A 22,046-nucleotide genomic window follows, 5' to 3' on the forward strand; every position below is an offset into this window, starting at 1 on the left:
GAGAGCGGCAGCGTCCTCCACTAGCGGAGGCCGCCGGCCATATTCACGCTCTCCGGCAAGTTTCGCAACCACAGCATGGCCGAAGCCCCGAGAAGCGGCCCGGGAACGAGCAGCAGGAAGGCCCAGCGCCAGCCGCCGATGAGGTCGGCGAAGCGCGGTGTCAGCCAGATGGCCAGCACCGTCAGCGCGAAACCGGCACCGAGCTGCACCGACAGCGCCGTGCCGACGAAGCGGCGGTCGGCGAGTTCGGTGACGGCAGCGGAAAACTGCGCGGAATCGCCGACCACCGAAATGCCCCAGACGATGGCGACCAGCATGAACAGCCAGAGCGGCCCCGTGAACAGGAAGCCCATCAGCAGTGCACAGCTTCCCGAGACGATCATCATGCCGGCGGTGGTCGCCGTTCGGCCGATGCGGTCCGAGAGATAGCCTCCGAGCAGGCAGCCGAGGATGCCGGAGGCCACGACGAAGAAGGTCGACAGCGAGGCGATAGCGGCCGTTCCAATCGCCTGCGCTTCGAAAGCGGCGCGCGTGTAGGCAAGCAGCCAGGCCCACATGGCGTAGAGTTCCCACATATGGCCGAGATAGCCGAGATTGGCGAGCAGCAGCGGCTTCTCGCGAAACACCTGGCCGATGCGCGACGGCTCGAACACCGCCTTGCCGAAAGGATAGGGCCCTTCCCTGGCAAACAGCAGGAACAGCAGCGCGCCGATCGTTGTCGCCAGGCTGGCGGCGGCAACCACCGGCTGCCAGTCGAGCGCGCTTGAGGCGGCGCGGAAGAGATGCGGCAGCGCCGAGCCGATGGTCAGCGCGCCAATGACCGCGCCGAGCGCCAGCCCCCTGTCGCGCGTGAACCAGGTCGCGACCAGCTTCAGGGCCGGCGGATAGACGCCGGCGAGTGCCGCTCCGGTCACGATGCGCGCGGCGATGGCGCCGCCCGGGCCGGGATGAAACAGCAGGCTTGCATTGGCGAACGCGGCGACCAATGCTGCCGCCGCCATCAGACGGCTGAGCCGCATCAGGTCGGGAAGGTTGACCAGGCTCGCCGCCAGCGCGCCGATCACGAAGCCGACCTGGACACCGTTGGTCAGCCACGCCTCCGCGCCGGCAGTGAGCGCAAGGTCCTGCTTCAGCTCAGGCAGGATGGCAGTTGCTGAGAACCAGGTGGTCAGCGACAGAACGACAGCCAGGCAAAGCAGTGACAGCACACGCCAGCGTTCGCTGTCGGCCGCCACGCCGGGACGGCTGTCTTCCATCGCGATCACGCGCCTTGCAGCGGAACGGTGAACACCGTGGCCGTGCCGGTGAGGCAAAGCTCGCCCTGGCCGTTGCGCACTGATGTCTCGATCTTGCAGATCGGCTTGTCGGGGCGCACCTCCCTGACCTCGACGCGTCCGGTGATCTCCTCGTCAACCCCGACCGCCTTGACGAACTTCCAGGCGACTTCGAGGAACACGGTGCCGGGTCCCGGCAGGTCTTCGGCGACCAGCGCGTTGAGGATGCCTGAGGTGACGCCGCCCTGGACGATCAGCTTGCCGAACACCGATCTCTCGGCGAGCGCGCGGTCATAGTGCAGCGGATTGCGGTCGCCGGTGATGTCGGTGAAGGCTTCGATGTCGCTGGCGCGCGTGCGCCGCGTGCGTTCGGCAAAGGCGCCGACTTGCGGGCGGCCTTTCACCACGCCTGCCCAGCCGTCTTTCGTCTCGGTGCTCATTGCGGCTTCCTCCTCTGTTGCGGTTTCGACTGGTTTGAAGGCTGGCAGGACGCGGCCGCCGATCGCCGTCGGCGCTAGCTGCAACGCGTCCCCTGCCCTGGGCGGCTGTGCGCCAGGCAGGATGAAGCTCAGCATGGTCGGACCCTCGGCCAGTTCGACCAGCCCGACCACGTAAGGTGCCGCCGGCAACCAGCCGGCATGGCCCGGCTTGTGCACTTGCGAAAAGGATTTCAGCCTGCCCTTGCCCGACACCTCTTTCCAGACAAGGCGCTTGCCCCAGCAATGCGGGCAGATCGGGCGTGGATAGAACACGGCCTTGCCGCAGTCCTCGCAGTGCTGGATTTTCAGCCGCCCTTGCGCCGCCGCATCCCAGAATGGCTGGGTCAGCGCGGTGCTCGTCGGGGCCGGGGTCTTCAAGGCGTTGAAATCGATGGGCATCAGCCGGCTCCCAGCACGAGCGCGGTCGCCTCGCTCATCGTCGCGCCATTGCCGGTGACAAGCGCGAGGCCGGCCTTGCCAATCTGGCGTTCGCCAGCATCGCCGCGCAGCTGCCGCACCGCTTCGACGACATGGGTCATGCCGCCGGCAAGATCCGGCTGGCCGAAGCCGAGCTGGCCGCCATGGGTGTTGAGCGGCTTGTCGCCCCGGTGAGAGAGATCGTGGTCACGCAGCCATGCGCCGAACGCGCCCGGCGCGCAGAGCCCGGCGTCCTCGATCGTCGTGGCGACCATGATCGTGTAGCAGTCGTAGAGCGAGAGTAGGTCCATCTCATTGGCCTGGGTTCCGGACTGCGCGAAGGCCCGGGCCATGGCGCTCTTCAGCGGACCGGAGGTCAGGCTGGGCGCCTGGCTGACCGCGCGATGCGTGACCTTCTCGCCGGCGCCGAGCAGATGCACAGGTCTTCTGGGCAGCGAGCGAGCACGTTCGGCCGAGGTGACGATCACCGCCTCGCCGCCGGCAACCGGCATGACGATTTCGTAGAGATGCAATGGCGAGGCGATCATCGGCGAAGCCAGCACGGCGTCCGCATCCGCCGGTTTGCCGAAGAAGATTGCGTCCGGGTTGAGCTGTGCGTTGGCCCGCGCCGCCGCGGCGATCAGCGCGAAATCCCTGGCTGTCGAGCCATGCTGCGCCATATGGGCCTGCATCAGCAGCGCGTAGGAGATGTTGGCGCCCGAGGCGCCGAACGGTACGTCGAACTCGCGGATCGGATTGCGGTTGGGCGAGCGCGGTGCTGCCTCCTCGCGATTGTTGGCGAGCACGCACAGCACCGTCTCGCACATGCCGGCCTCGATGGCCGCCGCCGCGCGCCAGACCATCCCCGCACCCGAAGCGCCGCCGAGGTCGACGACATTGGTCATGGTCGGCGCCAGACCGAGATACTCGGCAATCGTTGCCGGGACATGTTGCGGCGTCTCGCCGACCTGCGGCCCGACCAGAAGCCCGTCGATCGCGCTCGGCTCCAGCCCGGCATCGAACACCGCCAGGCGCGAGACCTCCGCGATCATCTCCAGCGTCGTCACGCCGCTGGTCAGGCGCTGCGGCTTCAATTCGCCGATGCCGACGATCGCTCCCCTGGCCCGGCTCATGCCGCCTTGCTCCTATCGAGCGCGCGGTATTCCTCGAGGCATGCAGGATTGGCAAGCGAAGCCATGTTCTTCACCGGCTTGCCCTCGAGCGTCGTTCGCGCCGCACCTTCCACCCTCTTGCCGTTGAGCGTGTAGGGCACGGCCCGCACCGCATGAATGCGATGCGGCACGTGGCGCGGCGATGCGCCTTCACGAATGGCGCGGCGGATCTGCGCGGCGAACTCAGGCGTCAGCTCAAAACCGTCGTTGAGCTTGACGCAAAGCACGATCTCCTCGTCGCCTTCGACCGGCGCGCCGAACACCAGGCAATCCTCGATCTCGGCAAAGTTTTCGCAGGCGGCGTAGATTTCGGCCGTGCCGATGCGCACGCCGCCGGGCTTCAACGTCGTGTCCGATCGACCATGGATGATCCCCGAGCCATGCGTGGTCATCTCCGCGACATCGCCATGCGTCCAGATTTCCCGGCGTGCCGCGAAATAGGTGGCGTGGTAGCGCGCGTCGCCGTCCTTTCCCCAGAATGTCAGCGGCATGGACGGGAACGGTTCGGTGCAGACCAGGTCGCCCTGCCTGCCTATGACCGGCGCATTGCGCTCGTCCATGACAACCACCGCGAGGCCCAGCCCCTTCACTGTCAGTTCGCCACGGCGAACCGGATGGATCGGCGAACCGAGCAGGAAACAGCCGATGATCTCGGTGCCGCCCGAGATCGAGGCAAAGATCATGTCCTGCTTCACATGCGCGTAGACCCAGTCGAACTGGCTGGGCGAGACCGGCGCACCGGCCGAGAGCAGGGAGCGCAGCGAGGACAGGTCGTGCAGACGTCCCGGCGCGTAGCCTTCGGCGGCCAGCGTCGCCAGATATTTCGGGCTGGTGCCGAAATGCGTGACGCTTGCACGCTGCGCCATTGTCCACAGCGGACTGGGGTCGAGGCCATCAGCGGTCTTCAGGATCGGCGCGCCGTCATAGAGCACAACAGCCGCGTCGCAGGCGAGGCCCGAGATCAGCCAATGATACATCATCCAGGCCGTGTTGGTGTACCAGCTCATGACGTCGCCGGGGCGGACATCGCCATGCAGCAGATGCTCCTTCAGATGCTGGAGCAGGACGCCGCCGGCGCGGTGGACGATCGCCTTGGGCGCACCCGTGGTACCCGAGGTGTAAAGCACATAGGCCGGATGATCGAAGGGCACGCGTTCGAAGGCCAACGGAGCGTGTGCGCCGAAATCCTCGAAAGCAACAGCCGCCGGCATGGCGGGCTTATCGTCGCCGGTCAGCACCAGCGTGGTCACCGTCGGCATCGCCGCGACGATCTCGGTTAGCCTGCCGGAGATGTCGTGCTCCTTGCCCGCATAGCGGTAGCGCGGTGCTGCGAACAACACCTTGACGCCGATCTGGCCGAGCCGGTCGACGATCGCCGCGGCGCCGAAATCGGGCGAGCAGGACGACCAGACAGCGCCGATCGAAAGCGTCGCCAGAAGCGCCACCAGGCCTTCGACCCGGTTGGGCAGGATGCCACCGACGCTGTCGCCGCTGACCACGCCGGCCACGCGCAGGCCTTGCGCGGTGCTGGCGACGAGCCTACGCAACTCGCCAAGGGTGAAGGTGCGGAAATGGCCGCTCTCGTCGGCCTCGATGACCGCGACCCGATCATCGTCGCCCCGCAGCAGGTTTTCCGCGAGATTGAGCGATGCGTCCGGGAAAAACCGGCTCTGCGTCATCGGCTGCTGATCATCCCGCAGGAAAGATCGTGCGCCGGGATTGCCGATCACGCCGGCAAAGTCCCACACCGCCCGCCAGAACGCACCGGGATCACTGACCGACCAGCGATGCAGCGTCTCGTAGTCGCGCGGGTTGAAGCCGTTGGCCAGGCAAAAGCGCGCAAGGTTGGACGATTCGAACGCGGCTGGCGCCGGCGCCCAAAGCACGGATGACATGGATTTCCTCCCGGAATGCAGGCCGGCACGAAGCCGTCATCTTGTCTGCATGTTGCTTTCAGATTATTGGTTATAACCAGAATGTCAAGCGGCGAGCACAGCCTGTGTGCCGCGGAGGTGGAGGACGGAAAATTGCAGGATGCGGTGTATATCGTCGCGGCCAAACGCACGCCGATCGGCAAGCTCAACGGCGCGCTCGCCAGCCTCTCGGCGGCGGAACTGGGCGGGCAGCTCATTCAAGCGATGCTCGCCGAAACCGGGGTTGCGACCGATGCCGTCAGCGAGGTGATCATGGGCCAGGTGCTGACCGGTGGCGCCGGGCAGAACCCGGCAAGGCAGGCATCGCTCAGGGGCGGCCTGCCGGTCAGCGTGCCGGCGATGACGGTCAACAAGGTGTGCGGCGCCGGACAGAAGTCGATCCATCTTGCCGCGCAGGCCATACGCTGCGGCGACGCCGATTGCGTGATCGCCGGCGGACAGGACTCGATGACGTCGGCGCCGCATTTCATGTCAGGCATTCGCGGCGGCGTGCGCATGGGCGACCGGGTCGTCAAGGATTCGATCATCACTGACGGGCTGTGGGACGCCTTCCATCAGGTCCATATGGGCGTCACGGTCGAGTCCCTGGCGCAGCGCTACCAGATCACACGCGACGAGCAGGACCGTTTCGCGTTGCGCTCGCAGGAGAAAGCCGACGCCGCCATCCGCTCGGGAAGGTTCGGTGACGAGATCGTCCCTGTCTCGATAAAGACCAGGCAGGGCGATGTCATCGTCGACCGCGACGAGCATCCAAGCCCCGCGACTACCCTCGAAGGACTTGGTCGACTAAAGCCGGTCTTCGATCGGGCGGGGACGATCACGGCCGGCAACGCCTCCGGCCTCAACGACGGTGCGGCAGCCGTACTTGTGATGTCGGAAACACGGATGAACGAACTCGGGCTAAAGCCCCTCGCCCGCATCGCGTCCTATGCTTCGGCGGGGGTCGAGCCGATGGACATGGGGTTGGGGCCGGTCGCGGCCTCACACCTTGCGCTGGAGAAGGCCGGCTGGCAACCATACGAGCTCGACGTCATGGAGATCAATGAGGCCTTTGCCGCGCAGGCCATCGCGGTCAACCGCGAGATGGGCTGGAACGAGGAGATCATCAACATCAGCGGCGGCGCCATCGCGCTCGGCCATCCGCTGGCCGGATCCGGCTGCCGCATCGTGGTGACGCTGCTCCACGAGATGACGAGGCGCAACGCCCGCAAAGGCCTGGCCTCACTCTGCATCGGCGGCGGCCAGGGCGTGGCGATCTGCCTCGAACGATGAAGCTGAACCTCTGCGCAGTTTTAGTCTGAGAAGAAACGGGCATGGTCTTGGCCACGCCGCCTATTAATTTCATGATCCGACGAACGGCAGCTTTGGTCAACGGCAAGGCTCAACTCTACGACCGACTTGCGGCGCAAAGTAGACCTGTCTTTGTGCACGCCGTTCTACGCTGTAGCCCTCTCCCCTTTCGAAGCGTCTTGATTCCATAGGGGATGTAGGCGCAGATCGAGTATGCTGTGCTCTCCAATGACACCGAGCTCGCCGACGGTCGTGTCGAAGGTACTAGCTACTCTGACCCGCCGCACCCACCGGTCGCTGAGATCGACGGAGATCTTGTTGACGTTGTCGTTCAATCCGGCGTCACGCGCGGTTCCGGTACGCCCAGCTATTGTCCCGACACGAGCGCCTCCGTCTCATCGGCGACGTTCGTGCCGGCCGAGCCAGATTTCCTTTTGAACAAAAGCTTAGACGTTCAAGCAACTGGATCGAAAGCCGCGGGAAAGGCAATTCTTTACGATACGTTAACCGCGTCGACACTTTGGCACGGATTTCCGTAACGGAAGCCAAAAATCAGGTGCATTGGTCGCCAATCCGTTTTAGTTTACATTCTATAAATGCGTTATTCGGCGAAGTTGAATTTGAATTAGCCACACTTTTTGTGGCCGATCCTCGCTGTAGCGACCCAATACAAAATTGAACTTGCAAAGATATTGCCTGTAAAGAGCGATGAGGCCGCCGCTCCGGTGGCCGGGGGGCTTTCGTGCATTTTCTTTTGCTCGTCTTGCTGAAGAAACACGTCTTCAATCCAGCGATCGCCCTGGCAGCGCTTCTTGTCTGCGGCGGAGGAACTAACCTTGCCGCAGCTCAGCAAATGTGCGGCCAGGCGCTGTCACAGTGCGACCTGCAGACCGACTCCGCATGCCTCGAACGCACTTATGCGTGCGGCGAATATGATACCGTTATCCAGTCGCTCTTCGTCGAGCGGTTCGAACCGACGCCCGACCAGAAATACTTCGTCGGTGCATCGTTTTACGGCCGCCACATCCGCGAGCGCGCCGCCGGCGTGCAGTGCGAGATGGTGAAGTTCGCGCGCGAATACCTGACCGACTACCTGTCCGGCGTTGAGGCCGAGTTCACCACCAGCGGCTCGTTCGGCACGATGCGCCAGATGGATCAAATCTATCATGCCGCGCAGATGCTGACCGACCTCGGCGACGTCACCGGCTGCCCGGAATCGGCGCTGACACGCGCCACGGTCGAGGACATCGCCCGTAGCGAGGCCGTACGCTATGCACGCTCGGTGTTCCTGCAGCCGCCGCCGGAAGCTCGTTCGTCGTTCGACACGCTGCAATTGGCGCTGAGAAGCTTCGTCAGTCGGGCGTCCGACCTCGAAACGGGGATCGCCCTGCGCCGCGTCGAAATCAAGTCGGCCGAAACGCATCTGAAGGCGATCCGCGCCATTTTCGCTGAGATCTTCGGACCGGTGACCGGGGCGGGCGCGACGCTGGTCGCCAACACCTCGATTCTCGACGGCCTGGCCGCGAATACGACGCAGATGCTGCGCTCGGTCGAAGTCTCGGAGGGAGAATTCAAGCGGGCGCTCGGCAACGTCACGCCAGAGCAATACGCCAATCTCAATCGCAACACGGTCGCCAGCGCGGAAGACTTTCTCAAGGTCTCCGCCTTCCACATCAACATGATCGGAGTGCTGCTGCCCACCGATCCGGCAAAGCCCTTCTGGCGGCTGGACGCCGAGGTTCATGCCGACAACGCGGCCCAAGGGGCATTCAACGATCTCGCCAAGATAAAGGCAGACTGGAAGGCGCACGGTGCCGCGACCGGGATCTGCGCCCAGGCTGGCGCGGCAGACAGGGTGTGGTACTGCCGATGACAAGCCTCCGAGACATCGCGTTGTCTCTGATCGTCAGTTGCGTCCTGGCCGACGCGGCCAGCGCCGCATCGATCCTGGAGCGCGCCTACACTTCCGAGAAACTCGACGGCTTCTGGAACGCGACGCTCTCGAACGCAACGCCCGAGACGAGCCGGTTCAACCTGCTCGCCCCCGGTCCCGCCGCCGTCGAACCGAGCCACGAGGCAACGCAGCCCGATTTCGGCCTGCCCTTCGCCGGCGAGGTGATCGGCGAGGCGTCGGGCTCCTCCGGCGGCAGCCGCAGCGTCGGCTTTCCGATCATCCCGCTTTCGGCCGACGACGCCTCGGTGCTGATGCGACGGCTCGCGTGGTCGGAGATCTACCTAAGCCGCTACCGCTTCTTCGCCCCAATCTCGACCGATAGCGCCGAAGAGCTCGCCGCGCTCGTTGGCCGACAATACGCCGCCGCCGTAGAGGCCTATCTGATTACCGGGCGGCTTTACTTCTCCGGGGCCGACCTGCCGGAGAAATGCCGACACCTGACGCGGATGAACGAGATCAATGCTGGACCTTTGTCGGGCGCCAGCATGGACGCGCTGCCCGCGGCATGGCGTCCGCTGTTCCCGATCGTCGAGGCAGTGCGTGCTCGGCTCGGCTCGGACGCGCTGGCGAAACTGGTCTGTTCGGTCAGGCCGGTACGCGGCCGGGCCGAAACGACCGACCTGATCGAGACGCGGGTGCGCGCGCAAATCGTCAAGGCGGTCAGGACGAAGGTCGACGACACGCTCAACCTGATGAACGCCGCTTCGACCGAATACCAGTCGCTGGTCAACGAGATGGACGTGTCGATCAAGTCGGCCGAGGTGATGGAGCTGGAGCGTGTGCTTGGCAACGCGCAGGCTAACATGGTCCTCGTCAAGGAGGATCAGCTGAAGGCAGCCGAGACGATCGCCGCGCTGCAGGCCGTCGACCTCTCCAGCCTCAACCAGCCGGAATCGCTGAAGGAGTTCGAAGACGGCAAGGCACGGATGACGCAGATCGTCGGGCAGATAGAAAGCGTCATGACGGCTCTGTCCGGGCTCGCGCATGTCGTCGACGATCCGGCGATCACCGCCGAGCTTTCTTCCTGCGCAGGACTGGCCGGAGCGTATTCGGGGCTGGATCTCACGCTCGACACCGGTGCTCTGACCGCGACGATCAACGGCCCCTACGAGGACTGCATCAACCATGCCCGGGCGGTGGTCGGGCGGTTCCAGAATCCATCGCTTTCCAAGGCGCAGATGGCCGAGCTTGCACGGCACGTGCGCCAGATTTCCGAGGTCTTTCTGTCGACGGGGCAACCATGAGACGGTTCTTCCTGCTTTGCGGACTGGTCGTCAGCATCGTTTTCGGCGCGGCGGGAATGGCGCGCGCGCAGGACTGCATGGCGCTCGATGTCGACGCGGCGGCCGGCCATGCCGGCGAGCTGACGACGCTGCTCAAGATCGCCAATTTCCGCGCCGACGTGAAATACATGGGTGAAGTCGCCACCGAGCTCGAACAGTTCCTGACGACCTGCGGCGACGAGGCGACCGGACGGCTGGCGATCGTGTGCGATTTCGACTGCCACCTGCAACTTGGACGCTATCGCCTGTTCCTCGCCGCCGACATGCCCTTCCTGTCGTCGGCAAGCGGCGTCAGCCGCAACGATACGCCCGTTTCGCCGCAATCGGCGCAGGAATTCGGCCGGCAAGGCATTGAGATCGTCGACCGAGGTCTTCGCATTCTCGCCCGACAACAGGGCGGTGACCAGGGCACCGCGGCGGGAGAAGATGCAAGTTACCGCACCTTCGTGCGGCAGCTGACGGCGCTGTCCTCACTGAAGATCCAGCTGCTGATGAACACCGGGGACGTCTGGTACCAGACCGTCTCGGAAGCACGCGTCAAGGCGCTCGACTTCCTGGTCAACGATACGCTTGGCGCCGTCGGAGGCGCTGGCCTCGACAGCCAACCCAACCTCTCCAAGGCCTACACCAACTACGAGGCCGCGATGTGGGTGCTGGTCGAGACGCAGATGGATATTCCGGGCGAGTCCACCTACGACGACCTGCGCGCCGACCTGCTGCTGCAGCAGAGCGACCTCGATGCGCGCATGGACAGCGTGCGCAAGGGCTTCCTGTTCCTCAACATCGACCCGATGCAGTTCACGACGATTCCGTTCGAGGAACTGCAGCAGGCCCTGGCCGAGAGCGAGCAGCGGTTGACCGAGGTCGAGCGCAATGTCGAGGCGCTGGTTGAGCGGTGGTACGCCAACAAGGAAGGCGAAGCGACCCGCGCGCTCGACGAGGAGCGGACGATCCGCAGCCAGGAAGTCAACCTTATCGCCCACAAGATCGGCAAGCTGGAGCACGAGGCACAGACCTTCGCCACCACCGTCCAGCAAGAGATCAACGCGGTCGACGCCGAGAAGGACACGTTCGGCTATCGCCAGCAGATCAGATCGCTGGAAATCGAGCTCGGCACCAAGATCGCCGAGTTCGAAAACCAGCGCCGCCAGATCAATGACAGGCAGGAACTCGACCTGATCGTCCTCTCCAAGGAGGCCGAAGTCGAACGGCGCAACGAACTGCGCTGGCTGCTGAACTGGGAAATGACGCAGATGAACCTCGATCTGCAGATTTCCTCGCTCGAAAGCCAGATCACCGAATATGCCCGCCAGACCGAGCGCAACGCCAACCAGCTCGAACAGGCGGTTCGCCAGCGGCAGATCCTTCAAACGCAGATCACCAACAACCAGGGCGCGATCGCCCGCGCCAACGACACAATCACCGAACTGCAACTGCGCCAGACCGACCTCTATCAGCGCCGCCGGGCCGTCGACCGAGAGCAGCTTTGCGGCATCGAGAATCAGCTCGCCCTGATCGGAGATACAGCCGACCATCCGTTCACGCCGCTGCTCGCGGGCGAACAGCCATGCCAGACCGTGACGCCGGCCTTCACGCGCAACCAATACGTTGCCCAGATGTGCGGCCCGGACGGTCAGTCGGGCCTCCGGGCCCAGCTCTTGAACTCGCAGACACAAGCGAAAGCGTTCCTGATGAAGTGCGTCATCGGCAGTGCCGACTTCGCCGATGTCGAGCCGCTGATCGCCGACCAGCAGATGATCACGTCGAACATCTCCCTGCCGCAGGAACTTGCAAACGTCGATTGCGGTTCTTTTTCCCAGACGGAAACGGACTTCGCCAAGAAACTCTACGAAGCCGAGCGGGACCTCTACGCGAAGAGGAAGGCGGACCTTGAGGAGGCGCGCGACCAGGTCGACGGCCAGTTGTCGGAAGTGATCGCCTGGTTCGTGGCGTTCAACGGCACCACACAGGCCGCGCAGGTCATCCTGACTTCGGTGCAAGGTGCATATTCGATCGGCGCCGCGGTACCCGAAATCATCACCTGCGCCTGCGGTTTGGGCAGCGGGGTCGCGACTGTGGTGGACGTCGCCAAACCGATCAGGGCGGCGTTGGAGGCGGCCCAATCCATCCTGTCGACGATCATTAACACCGGCCAGATCACTCAGGCGAACATAAATGAAATCAATGCGCTGAAGCAGCGTCTCACGCAGCTCCGCCAGGCGATCGGGCAACTCGATCTCGACAAGGCGCTCAAGGCAAGGGCGCTGGTCGACACGCACTTCCAACTGGCCGGCCGGTTGGCGCAAGGGGCACAGGACATCAAGGAATTGGCGCTACAGGGCTCGATGGCGGCGGTCGACTGCCAGAGCCAGGATCTCAGCATCGACGAGCAGGTGGCGCGGCTCAAGTCCGACCACGAACGCATCCTCGCCGGGCTCGATCTTCAGGCGCGCGAGAACGACTTGCTGAGTTTCCAGATTACCGACCAACAGCGCACGATCGACCGGCTGACCAACGAGATCGCGATCCTCAATCTCGAACTAGACAAGCTGTCCCTGTCGGAAGCCCAGCTCAACCAGGACAACGCACGTGTCGCCGAACTGGTCGCGGCAACCAACAGCCGCATCGACCGCGTCCGCGCCGCGCAGACGACCGTGACGGGCCTCGCCGAGGAATCAAACGCCTCGACCAACCTGATCAATGAACTGCGCGACCGGCAGAAGGACAAAATGCTGGCGCTGAACGATGCCGAACTCGCCTTCGTCGAGCAGCGCATCACGCAGTCGCGCGGCAACACCGAGGAACTCGTCGCGGGTCTGAACCAGGCAAAGGATCTCGGTCTCAAGAGCCGCGCGCTGCAGGACAGCATCCTGAAATTCCAGAGCAACGTTCAGGCCGAGGTTACAAAGCAGCAGGAGGACATGACGAAGCTCGTCACACAGATCGACGATCCGGCGACGCGCAAGAATCTGTTCATCGCGACCCAGGACACCGTCGCCGATCTGATGAAGGGCATTCCCGAATATCTGGTGACTAAGCGGCGCGTGCTCGAGACCGCCAACCGGCTGATGCACCTGATGAGGCGCCGCTTTGAAGTGGTGCAGGCCTTCACCGGCGAGGCGGCGACAGTGCCCATGGTCTATGTGCGCAACGCAACCCAGCTGCAGGCGATGATCGACGACATCGTTGCCAAGCGCTTCTTCGACGAGCGGCAGATCAATATCGATGTCGCCCAGATCGTCGTGCCCGCCAATTCAGGTTTCGCCCGCAAGCTGGCGCTCGACGAGAATGTCGAGTTCGAGGTTTCGCCGTTCGCGTCGACCGAAGCGCTGATGAAGGCAAACGGCTATTTCGCGCTGTGGGCGCCCAACAAATTCCGCGAGCGCAAGAACCTGACCCTGATCGATGTCTTCGCCGGCACAGACTACCAGTGCACGGGAGCACAGTGGAACCGCTTCGCCTTGCAACACCGCGGCAGCGGCTTGGTCTTCAAGCCGCTGACCAAGGGATCGAGCGAGGTCAGCGCAGACATTTCGGTTGGGCCGGAGCGGGTGGCGTTGCAGACCTTCTTCAACCAGGCCGACAGTGGCGACGAGATCAACCGGATCATCCGCTACTGGGTGCAGGATCGCTACCAAGCGCGCAAATTCCCGCGCGCGCCCGGACCGTCGAACGACACCAGCCTGATCCTGCCCTATCTCGGCGCGCCGCTGATCGGCTCGTACCGACTGTCGCTGCAGCCGAGCGATTGTCCGTTCGACGGCGCCGTGTTCACCCTCTATTTCATCTTCGCGAGCGCGCCATGAGAGCCGTTGGGGTCATAGCAGCGCTCGGCCTGGCGCTCAGCGCGACGGGAGCAGCCGCGCGCGACCTCTTCGTCGACAATCTCGCCGGCTATACGATCGAATCGCGCGTTCTCGACGCTCCCAACTGCGAGGGGCCGGCCATTCCGGACGGCATGCTGAAGACCTTCGAGCAAGGCCTCTGCGTCTTCCATCGCCCGGCCCGCAGTCCGGCCGACAGCCAACGTGCGGCCAACCTGATGCGGGAGGCGCAGACCCGCGGACTGCCGCCCGTCCACCAGCAACTTGCCGGGCTGATTTCAGGCTTGGCGAACTGTGCGGAGGCGACGCGCCATCTCGATGCCTACCGCGCCTCGGGCAACCAGAGCCGGATGGAGCAGACACTGTTCTGCCGCGACCGGCGCCACAGCCAGGCCGACCTGAACGCGATCGAATGGAACCATGCGCTGTTCGAATATGCCGACGGGCTCGCTTCGAACCGAACGCTCGATCAGAGGCTGGCCGAGATGAGCGTGTGCCAGGCCGGACCCTTGAGCGCCGATTTCGACGCCCAGTGCGGCCTGATCTCCAACCTGTCCGACACCGAGATCGATGCCTTCGCCGATGGGGCGGCCGGCAAGGTGATTGAGAGCTACTTCGCCAGCGTCGAGAGCCCGATCACGGCGATGTTCTCGCGCAAGCTGAAACGAGCCGAGGGCCTAGTGCAGAGTTCGCGCGCCGGCATCGATGACATCAAGGCGGGCGCCGACACGGTGAACAAGGAATACGCCGCTTTGAACCAGGTCTATGAGGCGGCGCGCGACACCAAGATGGGGCCGATCTACAACGCCTACCGAGAGGCGATCCTGAGGGCGACCTCGATCCTCGACGAGTTCGACCGGTGGAAGGGCGGGCTGTTCATAACCTCGGAAAACATCAACCTGATGCCGAAGATCACCGAACGATCGGGCGAGATCGCGGGCGAGAAGACGCGCGTCGACGGCCTCGCCTTCGAGGCCAAGGCGAGCGCACTGGTCGGAGACATCAAGCGCATCATCAATGCCGATGCCGAGAACCGCGCCGCGGTGGCCGCCTTCTGCCGCATCTATTTCTGCGAACTGACCAACCGCCGCGCGATGGCCGACGTCATCCGAACCTGCCGTCGGCCGGCGCTCGCCAACAATCCGCTGTGCGTCGGCCAGAACGGGCAGATCACCAATGGAACTCTTACTGTCGACTTCCAAGGGCCGCATTCGATCACCGTCAAGGCGCTGTGCCAGTCAGCCGGCCTCGATCCGCTGATGACCGAAGTCAACATGGACCCCGCGCGCGCCGCAAGCTGCTTGAGCGAGTTGAGATGAGACGGGCGGTCGTATTGCTCACCCTAATCCTCGCAGGCGCGTCAGTGGCCCGCGCCGAGCCGCAGCTTGCCGCTTTCGTCACCGACCAGAACAACGACGTCTATGTCGCGCTTTTCGACGGCAAGGCGGTGGAACTCGCCGGCTGCTCCAGCGCGGGTCAGGCGAAAAGGTTGCTGCACCTGCCCGACACCGCTCTCGTCGCGGAGGCGACGCTCGCCAAGCTTCAGGCTGAAAACAGCTTTGGGGCGCAGCCTCGGCTGCCATGTCCTGGGACGGCGTTCAATATCGACTGGCAGGCGACGACCGCTATCTGGGCCGATGTCGAGGCATCCGGCAACTACTATCTCCCTTCCCCCTCGGGCACCGGCTATTTCGCCGTGCCCACCGCCTGCGCAGAGATCAAAGCGGCACTTGCCATCCGCGAGCGGCTGCAACTGCCGGGCGTACTCCAGGGTTTTGCCGCGCCGCCCAATGTCGGGACACCGTTCGTACTCGATTGCGGACGCAGCGATCTCGGGGGCCTATCGGATATTGCGGCGGCGAGCGTGGCCCGCTGGAGCCTGCACCGGTTCGAAACCTTCCTAAGCGCTGAAAGCATCGGCGACACGATCTATGTCGTGCGCTACACGCCACCGGGCGAAGGCGCTCGGCCCTCCTACCTGCCGATTGCGCGCCTCGACGGCAAGGCTACGCGCGACATCATCGCCGATGCGGCCGCAGCCGAAGCGGCGGAGACGAAGCTGCGAGCGTTCTTCGGTATCGCCGAGGCCGAGGCGGTAACCCTGCTCGGCGCCGACGCGGTAGCGGCGCTTCGTTCGGCGCCCTTCGTGGACCTGTGTCTGTCGAACTGCGATGGCTATCAGCGCGAGCACGCGGCCTTCGCGCAGCCGGGCATCGACCTCGGCCTGTCGCCGCTGTCCGCAGGCCTCTCCATCACCTCGCTCGACCCCCTCGGCAATGCGCGACTGGACTGGACTTTCGCGGAAGGGCGGGCGCTATCCTTCACGGGTTGCCCGCTTCTAACATCGGCGCTCGGCCTCTCCGCCCCCGGCATTGGCGACTGGATGGGCGAGACGGATCGCGCGCTGACCGCCGCTCCGCCGCCGGGTACCAGCTTCGACTGTCGAGGGTCGGCCAGTGATACGTGCGTTCGCCGCATCAATGATGGCGGCACGCTGACGCTGGCGCAATTCTCCTCCGAGGGCGATTGCGCAGGGCGGGCGAATCTCAGGCTCGAACTGCCCGCATCGGTTAAGACGCCGCAGACACTGATCTTGAAGGGACTGCCGTTCAAGACGGTGCATATGGCGCCGGCCCCCGGCGTCGCCCGCACGCGGCTCGTCGGCACCGCCAACCGGGTGCCGGCCGGCACGTCGTCATGCATCCTGTCCGCCACCGGGGTGATCATCGTCGCGGACGGGTTGTCGCGGCTCGAACTCGAGCGGATCGACTTATCGCGGGCTGCCGATCAAACGACGGATGAGGTCGTTGCCGTGATCGCTCAAAACGGCGCGGTCGCGCTCGACGATGTGACCATCGGCACCGTGGCGGATGGACTGTCGCCGATGGCGCGCGGCGCGTCGCTGTGCCTGGCCGACCTTTATGCGCGCGGGCTCAGGGTTGAAGCAGACATGCTGGCGATCCAGGGCGTTCGGGCGCGACTGCTGATTTCGGCACAAGCGCCAGTCCGTTCCACCCTCGTCCGCGCGCGTTTCGGCGCGGTGCTCACCTCCGACAGCCTGATGCGGATGGACTTCACCGACATCGCCGCAGCCAATCCGCTGGTGCTGCGCGGGGCGGTCGTGGCGGGCCGCTCGGACGGGCTCGCGCCGACGGCGGCGGGCCTTGCGGTCGGCTCCGCTATCCAGCTCGAGCGCGGTTCGTCGGCGAATTTCACCACCTCTACGGTGTCCGGCTTCCGCTGCGCGGTCAGTTTCGCCGACAGCGCCTCCAGCGCCAGTTTCCTGCTGCCGGGCAACGACATCGCACACGACAACACCAGCCAAGCCTGCGGGCCAGGCCGCTTCAGCCTGGTCGAATAGAGCGGAAGGGGAAAACCAGATGACCCGAATCGCCCAATCGCTGCTCCTGTTGGTGGCGCTGCTTGCGGCGATCACCGCAGGTCCTGCCCGTGCCGAGGAACCGAAGGTCGTCCTGTTCGAGGATCCGACGCTGAATGCCACTCGCTTGCACTATCCCCTGCTCATCTCCGAAGGACGCGGCTACCGCATCCGTTGCAGCGACCAGGCGGACGAAGAGGCGGTAATCCACGGACTAGGCTTCGCCACCGTGCCATCGCAAGTGCTGAGCGCCGTCGACAATGCGGTCGTCGCCGCCGACCCCGCCGCCAATCCGCTGTTGTGTCCATCCGCCGAGAACTACCCGATCAAGGTCTTCGCGCACGACGGAGGCAGCGGTATCGTCTACTACCTGCAGTTCCCGACCGATTTCGGGTCAACATCCTTTTCCGACCAACTTTACATTCCTGGCTGCGCACCTTTGGTCGAGGGACTGGCGCTCAACCTCAACCAGGCGATCGACGCCGACCCCACCCCATTCTTCGCAGGAAAGGTCCATACCATCGCGTGCGTCGCGGGACCGCCGCTTGTCGGACGGCCGACGACCTTTGCCAGTTGGTGCATCAAGGATGACCTTGATCCGGCCCAGAAGACGACGGTCGAGGAACTGCTCGAGCTGACACCTGGCGGTGCCTCCGCTCTTGGCAATCCGGCGGCGTGCGCAAGCGCGCAGGACTTTCTCGCGTCGAGTACGACACTCGACCTGGCCGGGCGACGGCTGACAAACCTCGAACCGCTGGCGACGCTTACCCATCTGACGCGCCTGACCTTGTCGGGCAATGAAATTGCCGACACGCGGGATCTGGGAAAGCTGACCAAGCTCACCTTTCTCGATCTGTCGCGAAACAGGATCAGCAACATCAACGTGGCGGCCGTGATGAAGGATCTGGCCGACGCCGACCTCAGTTCCAACCAGATCGCCGACCTGCGGCCGCTCGCCTCGGCACGGGCGCTGACACGGCTGGTTCTGGCCGGCAACAAGATCGTCGACGTGTCGCCACTGCGGTTTCTGCAAGAGCTCACCGCGCTCGACCTGTCGAAGAACCGGATCACGGATGCGCGTCCCTTGATGAGCCTGACCAAACTCGCCGCTCCGAACCTGCGCGCAAACCGCCTGGCCACGGCGCAGTCCGTCAGCGCCATCCTACCGTTCAATCCTTCGCTGGACGGCAATCCGGTCTGCATCAGTCGACCCGAGCAATCGACCACGGCCACCAGCAAGATTTTTGAAGCCTGCATCACGACGATCAAGGAGGGAGACGTGGTGATGGCCAATATGCAGACCGGCAAATGCCTGGCTGTTTCCGAGGGGCGCCTCGACAACAACGCGCCAGCCGTCCAGTTCACCTGCGACGGCGACCAGTGGCGTCGCTGGAAACTGGTCGAGACAGATGACGGTTTTCAGCTGCAGAACGTGCGGACCGGAAAATGCCTGACGATTTCCGGTGGGGTCAGCACCGGCAACAACATCCCGGCCCTTCAATTTGACTGCGACCGGGATCCGTCGCGGCGCTGGAAGCTGACCGCGACCGGCGATGGCTTCCAGGCTGAAAACGTGCAAACGGCGAAATGCCTGACCATCGCCGGCGGGGTGAGCACCGATGACAACGTCCCTGCCCTCCAGTTCAACTGCGACCGGGATCCGTCGCGCTTCTGGAGCATCCGGGCGGCTGACCCCGAAGTCATGTTGGTGAACCGACAAACCGAAAGGTGCCTTTCGGTTGCGGAAGGACGAACCGACAACAACGCACCGACGGTGCAATTCGACTGCAACGGCAGCAGTCAATGGCAGCGCTGGAGGCTGGTCGAGACAGGCGACGGCTCCCAGGTGGCGAACGTCCAGACGGGCAAGTGCCTGACGATTGCCGGCGGGATCAGCACCGAAGACAACATCCCGGCCCTGCAGTTCAACTGTGACAGCGATCCTTCGCGCCGCTGGAACCTGGTCGAGACCCGCGACGGCGTTCAGGCGGAGAACGTCCAGACCGGCAAGTGCCTGACGATTGCCGGCGGGGTCAGCAACTTGAACAACATCCCGGCCCTTCAGTTCACCTGCGACCGCGATCCGTCGAGCTATTGGACCATCAAGGCGGCGGACGAGAGGTAGCGCGGCCAGCGGTTCGGGCTGATTGAGCCTTGTCGATCAGCCTGAGCCTCGAAAGGAGACACAAGATGAACCGCATCGCCCAATTGCTCCTAGTTCTGGTCGTGCTCGTGGCCGCCGGGACTGGCATGGCTCGCGCGGACGAGCCGAAGGTCGTGCTGTTCGAGGATCCGACACTGGAGGCGAACCGGCTGCATTATCCGTTGCTTATCTCCGAAGGGCGTGGCTATCGCATCCGCTGCAGGGACCAGGCGGACGAGGAAGCGGTGATCCGTGGACTTGGCTTCGCGACAGTTGCTTCGGAGGTGCTGACCGCCGTCGACAGCGCGATCGTCGCCGCTGATCCGGCCGCCAATCCGCTGCTGTGCCCTGCGGGCGAGACATATCCGATCAAGGTGTTCGCCAACGACAATGGCAGCGGCCTTGTCTACTACCTTCAATTCCCCTCCGACTTCGGCGCGACGACATTTTCCGACCGGCTCTACATTCCCGGCTGCGCGCCGCTGGTCACCGAGCTGAAGCTCAATCTCGATCAGGCTCTGAATGCCGACCCCACGCCATTCTTCGCTGGCAAGATCCACACCATCGCGTGCCTCTCCGGCGCGCCGCTGGTCGACAATCCGACGACCTTCGCCAAATGGTGTGTCAAGGGCGACCGCACGCCGGCTGAAACGGCGACCGTTATGGCGGTGCTCGATTCAACGCCCGGCGGGGTCTCGGCGCTCGGCAACCCCGCCGCCTGCGCCGCCGCACAGACCTTTCTGGAATCGATCACGACGCTGAACCTGAACGGCAAGGGCGTGCAGTCGCTCGAGCCGATTGCAGTGCTGAAGAACCTCACCAGCCTGTCGATCGCCAACAACTCGATCGCCGACCCCGGGCCGCTGGCCAAGCTCAAAACGCTGACCTTCCTCGACATTTCCGGCAATCACATCAGCAACATCAGCGCGCTGACGCCGCTGACCGCGCTGACACGGGCCGACGTCTCCGACAACGACATCACCGACATCCGCGCGCTGTCGGCGCTGGCGTTGCTGACGAACCTCACGCTCGACGACAACAAGATCGCCAGCCTTGAGCCGTTGCAATTCCTGCAGGCGCTCTCGATCCTGTCCATCGCCAACAATGGCCTCACGGGCGATATGCTCGATCCGCTCAGCGCGCTCGGCGGCCTGACCAGCCTCAACCTCGCCAACAACAAGATCGAGACCTTCGCCAATCTCGGCAGCTTCCCTTCGACGCTGGCCATCAACCTCAGCGGCAATCCCATCGTCGCGAATGGCGGGCAGAGCTTCGTCGACCTGTGCGTGCTGCACCGCGACGCGGCGACTCCGCTTGGGCAAACCATCCGGGCCATGGTCGAGCTGGAGGGTAGCGGGACCTGCCTGGCGGTCGGCAACAAGCTGCTGGCGACCACCGCGCTCGACCTGTCGTCGAAGATCGTCAGCGACCTACGTCCGCTCGCCACCTTGCCGCAGCTCACCTCGCTCAACCTCTCAAGCAATGCCATCACCGACGTTTCGCCCCTTGCCGGCCTGACCAATCTCGGCACGCTCAACCTGTCGAAGAATTCGATCGCCAATGTCAGGCCGCTGGCAGCGCTGTCGGGGCTGATCAGTCTCGATCTTTCAGACAATCCCGTGCAGGTGAACGACTTCCTGTCGGCGTGCCTGATGCGCAACCAGACCGACTTTCTGACGCCCGCGCAAACTGCGGAAGTGAACGCGCTGCTGTCGATCTCTGGCAAGACCGTCTGCGGCAAGGCCTATGACGATCTCAATTCACGCCAGTTCGCCGATGCCAGGAACCGCGGGTTGACCAGCGTCTCGCTCTTCCCGGTGATGGGAAATCTGACCTCCATCGACCTGTCCGACAACCAGCTGTCCGACGTCTCGGCGTTGTCGGCGGTGCCGGGGCTGACGAAGCTTTGGATCCGCAACAACCAGATCCCGTCGATCCAGGGCGTGTTGCAGTTGCGCCGCCTAGAACAATTGAACATCGAGGGCAATCCACTGTCGAACCTGATCGGCATCGGGGTGCTCAACAAGCTGACAAAGCTCTATTTCTCGAACACGCACGTGCAATCCGTGACGCCGCTGGCGGACCTGCCGCTGCTCGACGACGCCGGCATGCGCAATCTGCCGCTGCAATACGCCAGCTTCGCTGAGTACTGTATCGTCTACCGGTTCGATTCGATTGCGCTCGGCGACGTGCGCGGCTTCATGGCGGCACTCGACAGCCGCATGCAGGCCGACCACGTCGATAGCGCCGATTGCAGCGCTGCGAAAAACTGGGCGCAGTCACTGAGCAGCCTGACGCTGAACAAGAAGTCGATCATCGCCGTAAACCCCGTGGTCTATTTCCGGGCGCTGGGCGAACTCAACCTGTTCGACAATGTGATCACCGACGTGTCCCCGATCGCTTCGCTGACGGGACTTCAGAAACTGAACCTCGCCACCAACCGGCTGTCGGCAATCCCGCGATTCGGCTCGAGCGGGCTCAAATACATCTATCTGAACGACAACCAGATCACCGATGTCGGCAATCTGTCGAACATGCCAGCGTTGTCGAATGTCGATCTGCGCAACAACCGGGTCTTCAATGCGCTGCCGCTCGGCTCGCTTCCAGCGCTGTCGATCGTCGATCTGAGGGGCAACCGGATCGAGAACTTCGCCCACATCAATACGGTGATCGGAAAGTCCTATCTCGGCAACAATCCGATCTGCTCCTTCCCGCAACCGCTGGCGCCGCAAGTCGCCGAAGCCTGCAAACGCGAGCCGTTGCGCATCCTGGATGTCAACATTCATTTGCTCGACGAGATTGCCGTCCAGCCTTTGGTCGTCTGTCCGCGCCCCAACTGCCTGCAGCTTCAGCCGCACGTCATCGTGAGCCCGATCATTCATCAGTAATGCCTGCAT

The 22,046-nt window shown here is 64.1% G+C and carries 12 protein-coding genes; 8 read left to right on the top strand and 4 right to left on the bottom strand.

Going from position 1 to position 22,046, the window contains the following annotated elements; all coding sequences use genetic code 11:
* Positions 1-20: 20 nt before the first annotated feature.
* From JG747_RS28950 to JG747_RS28970, 4 genes are read right to left on the bottom strand one after another with little or no spacing between them, the layout of a single operon-like run.
* Positions 21-1,256, bottom strand: coding sequence for an MFS transporter (locus tag JG747_RS28950; RefSeq protein WP_202360539.1), 1,236 nt, complete (start codon positions 1,254-1,256; stop codon positions 21-23).
* 5 nt (positions 1,257-1,261) lie between these two features.
* Positions 1,262-2,152 carry a MaoC/PaaZ C-terminal domain-containing protein gene (locus tag JG747_RS37180; protein WP_244748258.1) on the bottom strand — a complete coding sequence of 297 codons (891 nt, stop codon included), beginning with the start codon at positions 2,150-2,152 and terminating at the stop codon, positions 1,262-1,264.
* A complete protein-coding gene (locus JG747_RS28965; protein WP_202360540.1) occupies positions 2,152-3,303 on the bottom strand; it encodes a thiolase family protein in 1,152 nt (383 codons plus the stop codon). Before JG747_RS28965 ends, JG747_RS37180 begins: the two co-directional genes overlap by 1 nt.
* Positions 3,300-5,237 carry an acetoacetate--CoA ligase gene (locus JG747_RS28970; RefSeq protein WP_202360541.1) on the bottom strand — a complete coding sequence of 646 codons (1,938 nt, stop codon included), beginning with the start codon at positions 5,235-5,237 and terminating at the stop codon, positions 3,300-3,302. Before JG747_RS28970 ends, JG747_RS28965 begins: the two co-directional genes overlap by 4 nt.
* A gap of 132 nt (positions 5,238-5,369) precedes the next feature.
* Here JG747_RS28970 and JG747_RS28975 point away from each other — a divergent pair, with 132 nt between their 5' ends.
* The 8 genes from JG747_RS28975 (at position 5,370) to JG747_RS29010 (ending at position 22,037) form a co-directional block, all read left to right on the top strand.
* Positions 5,370-6,548: an acetyl-CoA C-acetyltransferase gene (locus JG747_RS28975; RefSeq protein WP_202360542.1), complete on the top strand. Its 1,179-nt coding sequence runs from the start codon at positions 5,370-5,372 to the stop codon at positions 6,546-6,548.
* A gap of 772 nt (positions 6,549-7,320) precedes the next feature.
* A complete protein-coding gene (locus JG747_RS28980; protein WP_069093333.1) occupies positions 7,321-8,439 on the top strand; it encodes a hypothetical protein in 1,119 nt (372 codons plus the stop codon).
* Complete coding sequence (locus JG747_RS28985) at positions 8,436-9,764, top strand: hypothetical protein (protein WP_202360543.1); 1,329 nt, start codon at positions 8,436-8,438, stop codon at positions 9,762-9,764. The genes JG747_RS28980 and JG747_RS28985 overlap by 4 nt, the downstream gene beginning before the upstream one ends.
* A complete protein-coding gene (locus JG747_RS28990; RefSeq protein WP_064983500.1) occupies positions 9,761-13,609 on the top strand; it encodes a hypothetical protein in 3,849 nt (1,282 codons plus the stop codon). The genes JG747_RS28985 and JG747_RS28990 overlap by 4 nt, the downstream gene beginning before the upstream one ends.
* Positions 13,606-14,946 (top strand): hypothetical protein, encoded by a 1,341-nt coding sequence (locus tag JG747_RS28995; protein WP_038644950.1) that lies wholly within the window; start codon positions 13,606-13,608, stop codon positions 14,944-14,946. Before JG747_RS28990 ends, JG747_RS28995 begins: the two co-directional genes overlap by 4 nt.
* 14 nt (positions 14,947-14,960) lie before the next feature.
* Positions 14,961-16,988, top strand: a complete 2,028-nt coding sequence (locus JG747_RS29000) for a hypothetical protein (RefSeq protein WP_141700913.1) — start codon at positions 14,961-14,963, stop codon at positions 16,986-16,988.
* A gap of 19 nt (positions 16,989-17,007) precedes the next feature.
* Complete coding sequence (locus JG747_RS29005; RefSeq protein WP_202360544.1) at positions 17,008-19,131, top strand: RICIN domain-containing protein; 2,124 nt, start codon at positions 17,008-17,010, stop codon at positions 19,129-19,131.
* Between the two features lie 65 nt (positions 19,132-19,196).
* Positions 19,197-22,037, top strand: coding sequence for a leucine-rich repeat domain-containing protein (locus JG747_RS29010; RefSeq protein ID WP_202360545.1), 2,841 nt, complete (start codon positions 19,197-19,199; stop codon positions 22,035-22,037).
* Positions 22,038-22,046 lie beyond the last annotated feature (9 nt).

The organism is Mesorhizobium sp. 131-3-5 (assembly GCF_016756575.1).
Lineage (GTDB): Bacteria > Pseudomonadota > Alphaproteobacteria > Rhizobiales > Rhizobiaceae > Mesorhizobium > Mesorhizobium jarvisii.

Excerpts from the sequence above, each read along its gene's own strand:
- JG747_RS28950 (WP_202360539.1), bottom strand. The coding sequence starts at position 1,256 with ATGGAAGACAGCCGTCCCGGCGTGGCGGCCGACAGCGAACGCTGGCGT.
- JG747_RS29010 (WP_202360545.1), top strand. The coding sequence starts at position 19,197 with ATGAACCGCATCGCCCAATTGCTCCTAGTTCTGGTCGTGCTCGTGGCC.
- JG747_RS28995 (WP_038644950.1), top strand. The coding sequence starts at position 13,606 with ATGAGAGCCGTTGGGGTCATAGCAGCGCTCGGCCTGGCGCTCAGCGCG.
- JG747_RS28985 (WP_202360543.1), top strand. The coding sequence starts at position 8,436 with ATGACAAGCCTCCGAGACATCGCGTTGTCTCTGATCGTCAGTTGCGTC.
- JG747_RS29005 (WP_202360544.1), top strand. The coding sequence starts at position 17,008 with ATGACCCGAATCGCCCAATCGCTGCTCCTGTTGGTGGCGCTGCTTGCG.
- JG747_RS28965 (WP_202360540.1), bottom strand. The coding sequence starts at position 3,303 with ATGAGCCGGGCCAGGGGAGCGATCGTCGGCATCGGCGAATTGAAGCCG.
- JG747_RS28990 (WP_064983500.1), top strand. The coding sequence starts at position 9,761 with ATGAGACGGTTCTTCCTGCTTTGCGGACTGGTCGTCAGCATCGTTTTC.
- JG747_RS37180 (WP_244748258.1), bottom strand. The coding sequence starts at position 2,152 with ATGCCCATCGATTTCAACGCCTTGAAGACCCCGGCCCCGACGAGCACC.
- JG747_RS28970 (WP_202360541.1), bottom strand. The coding sequence starts at position 5,237 with ATGTCATCCGTGCTTTGGGCGCCGGCGCCAGCCGCGTTCGAATCGTCC.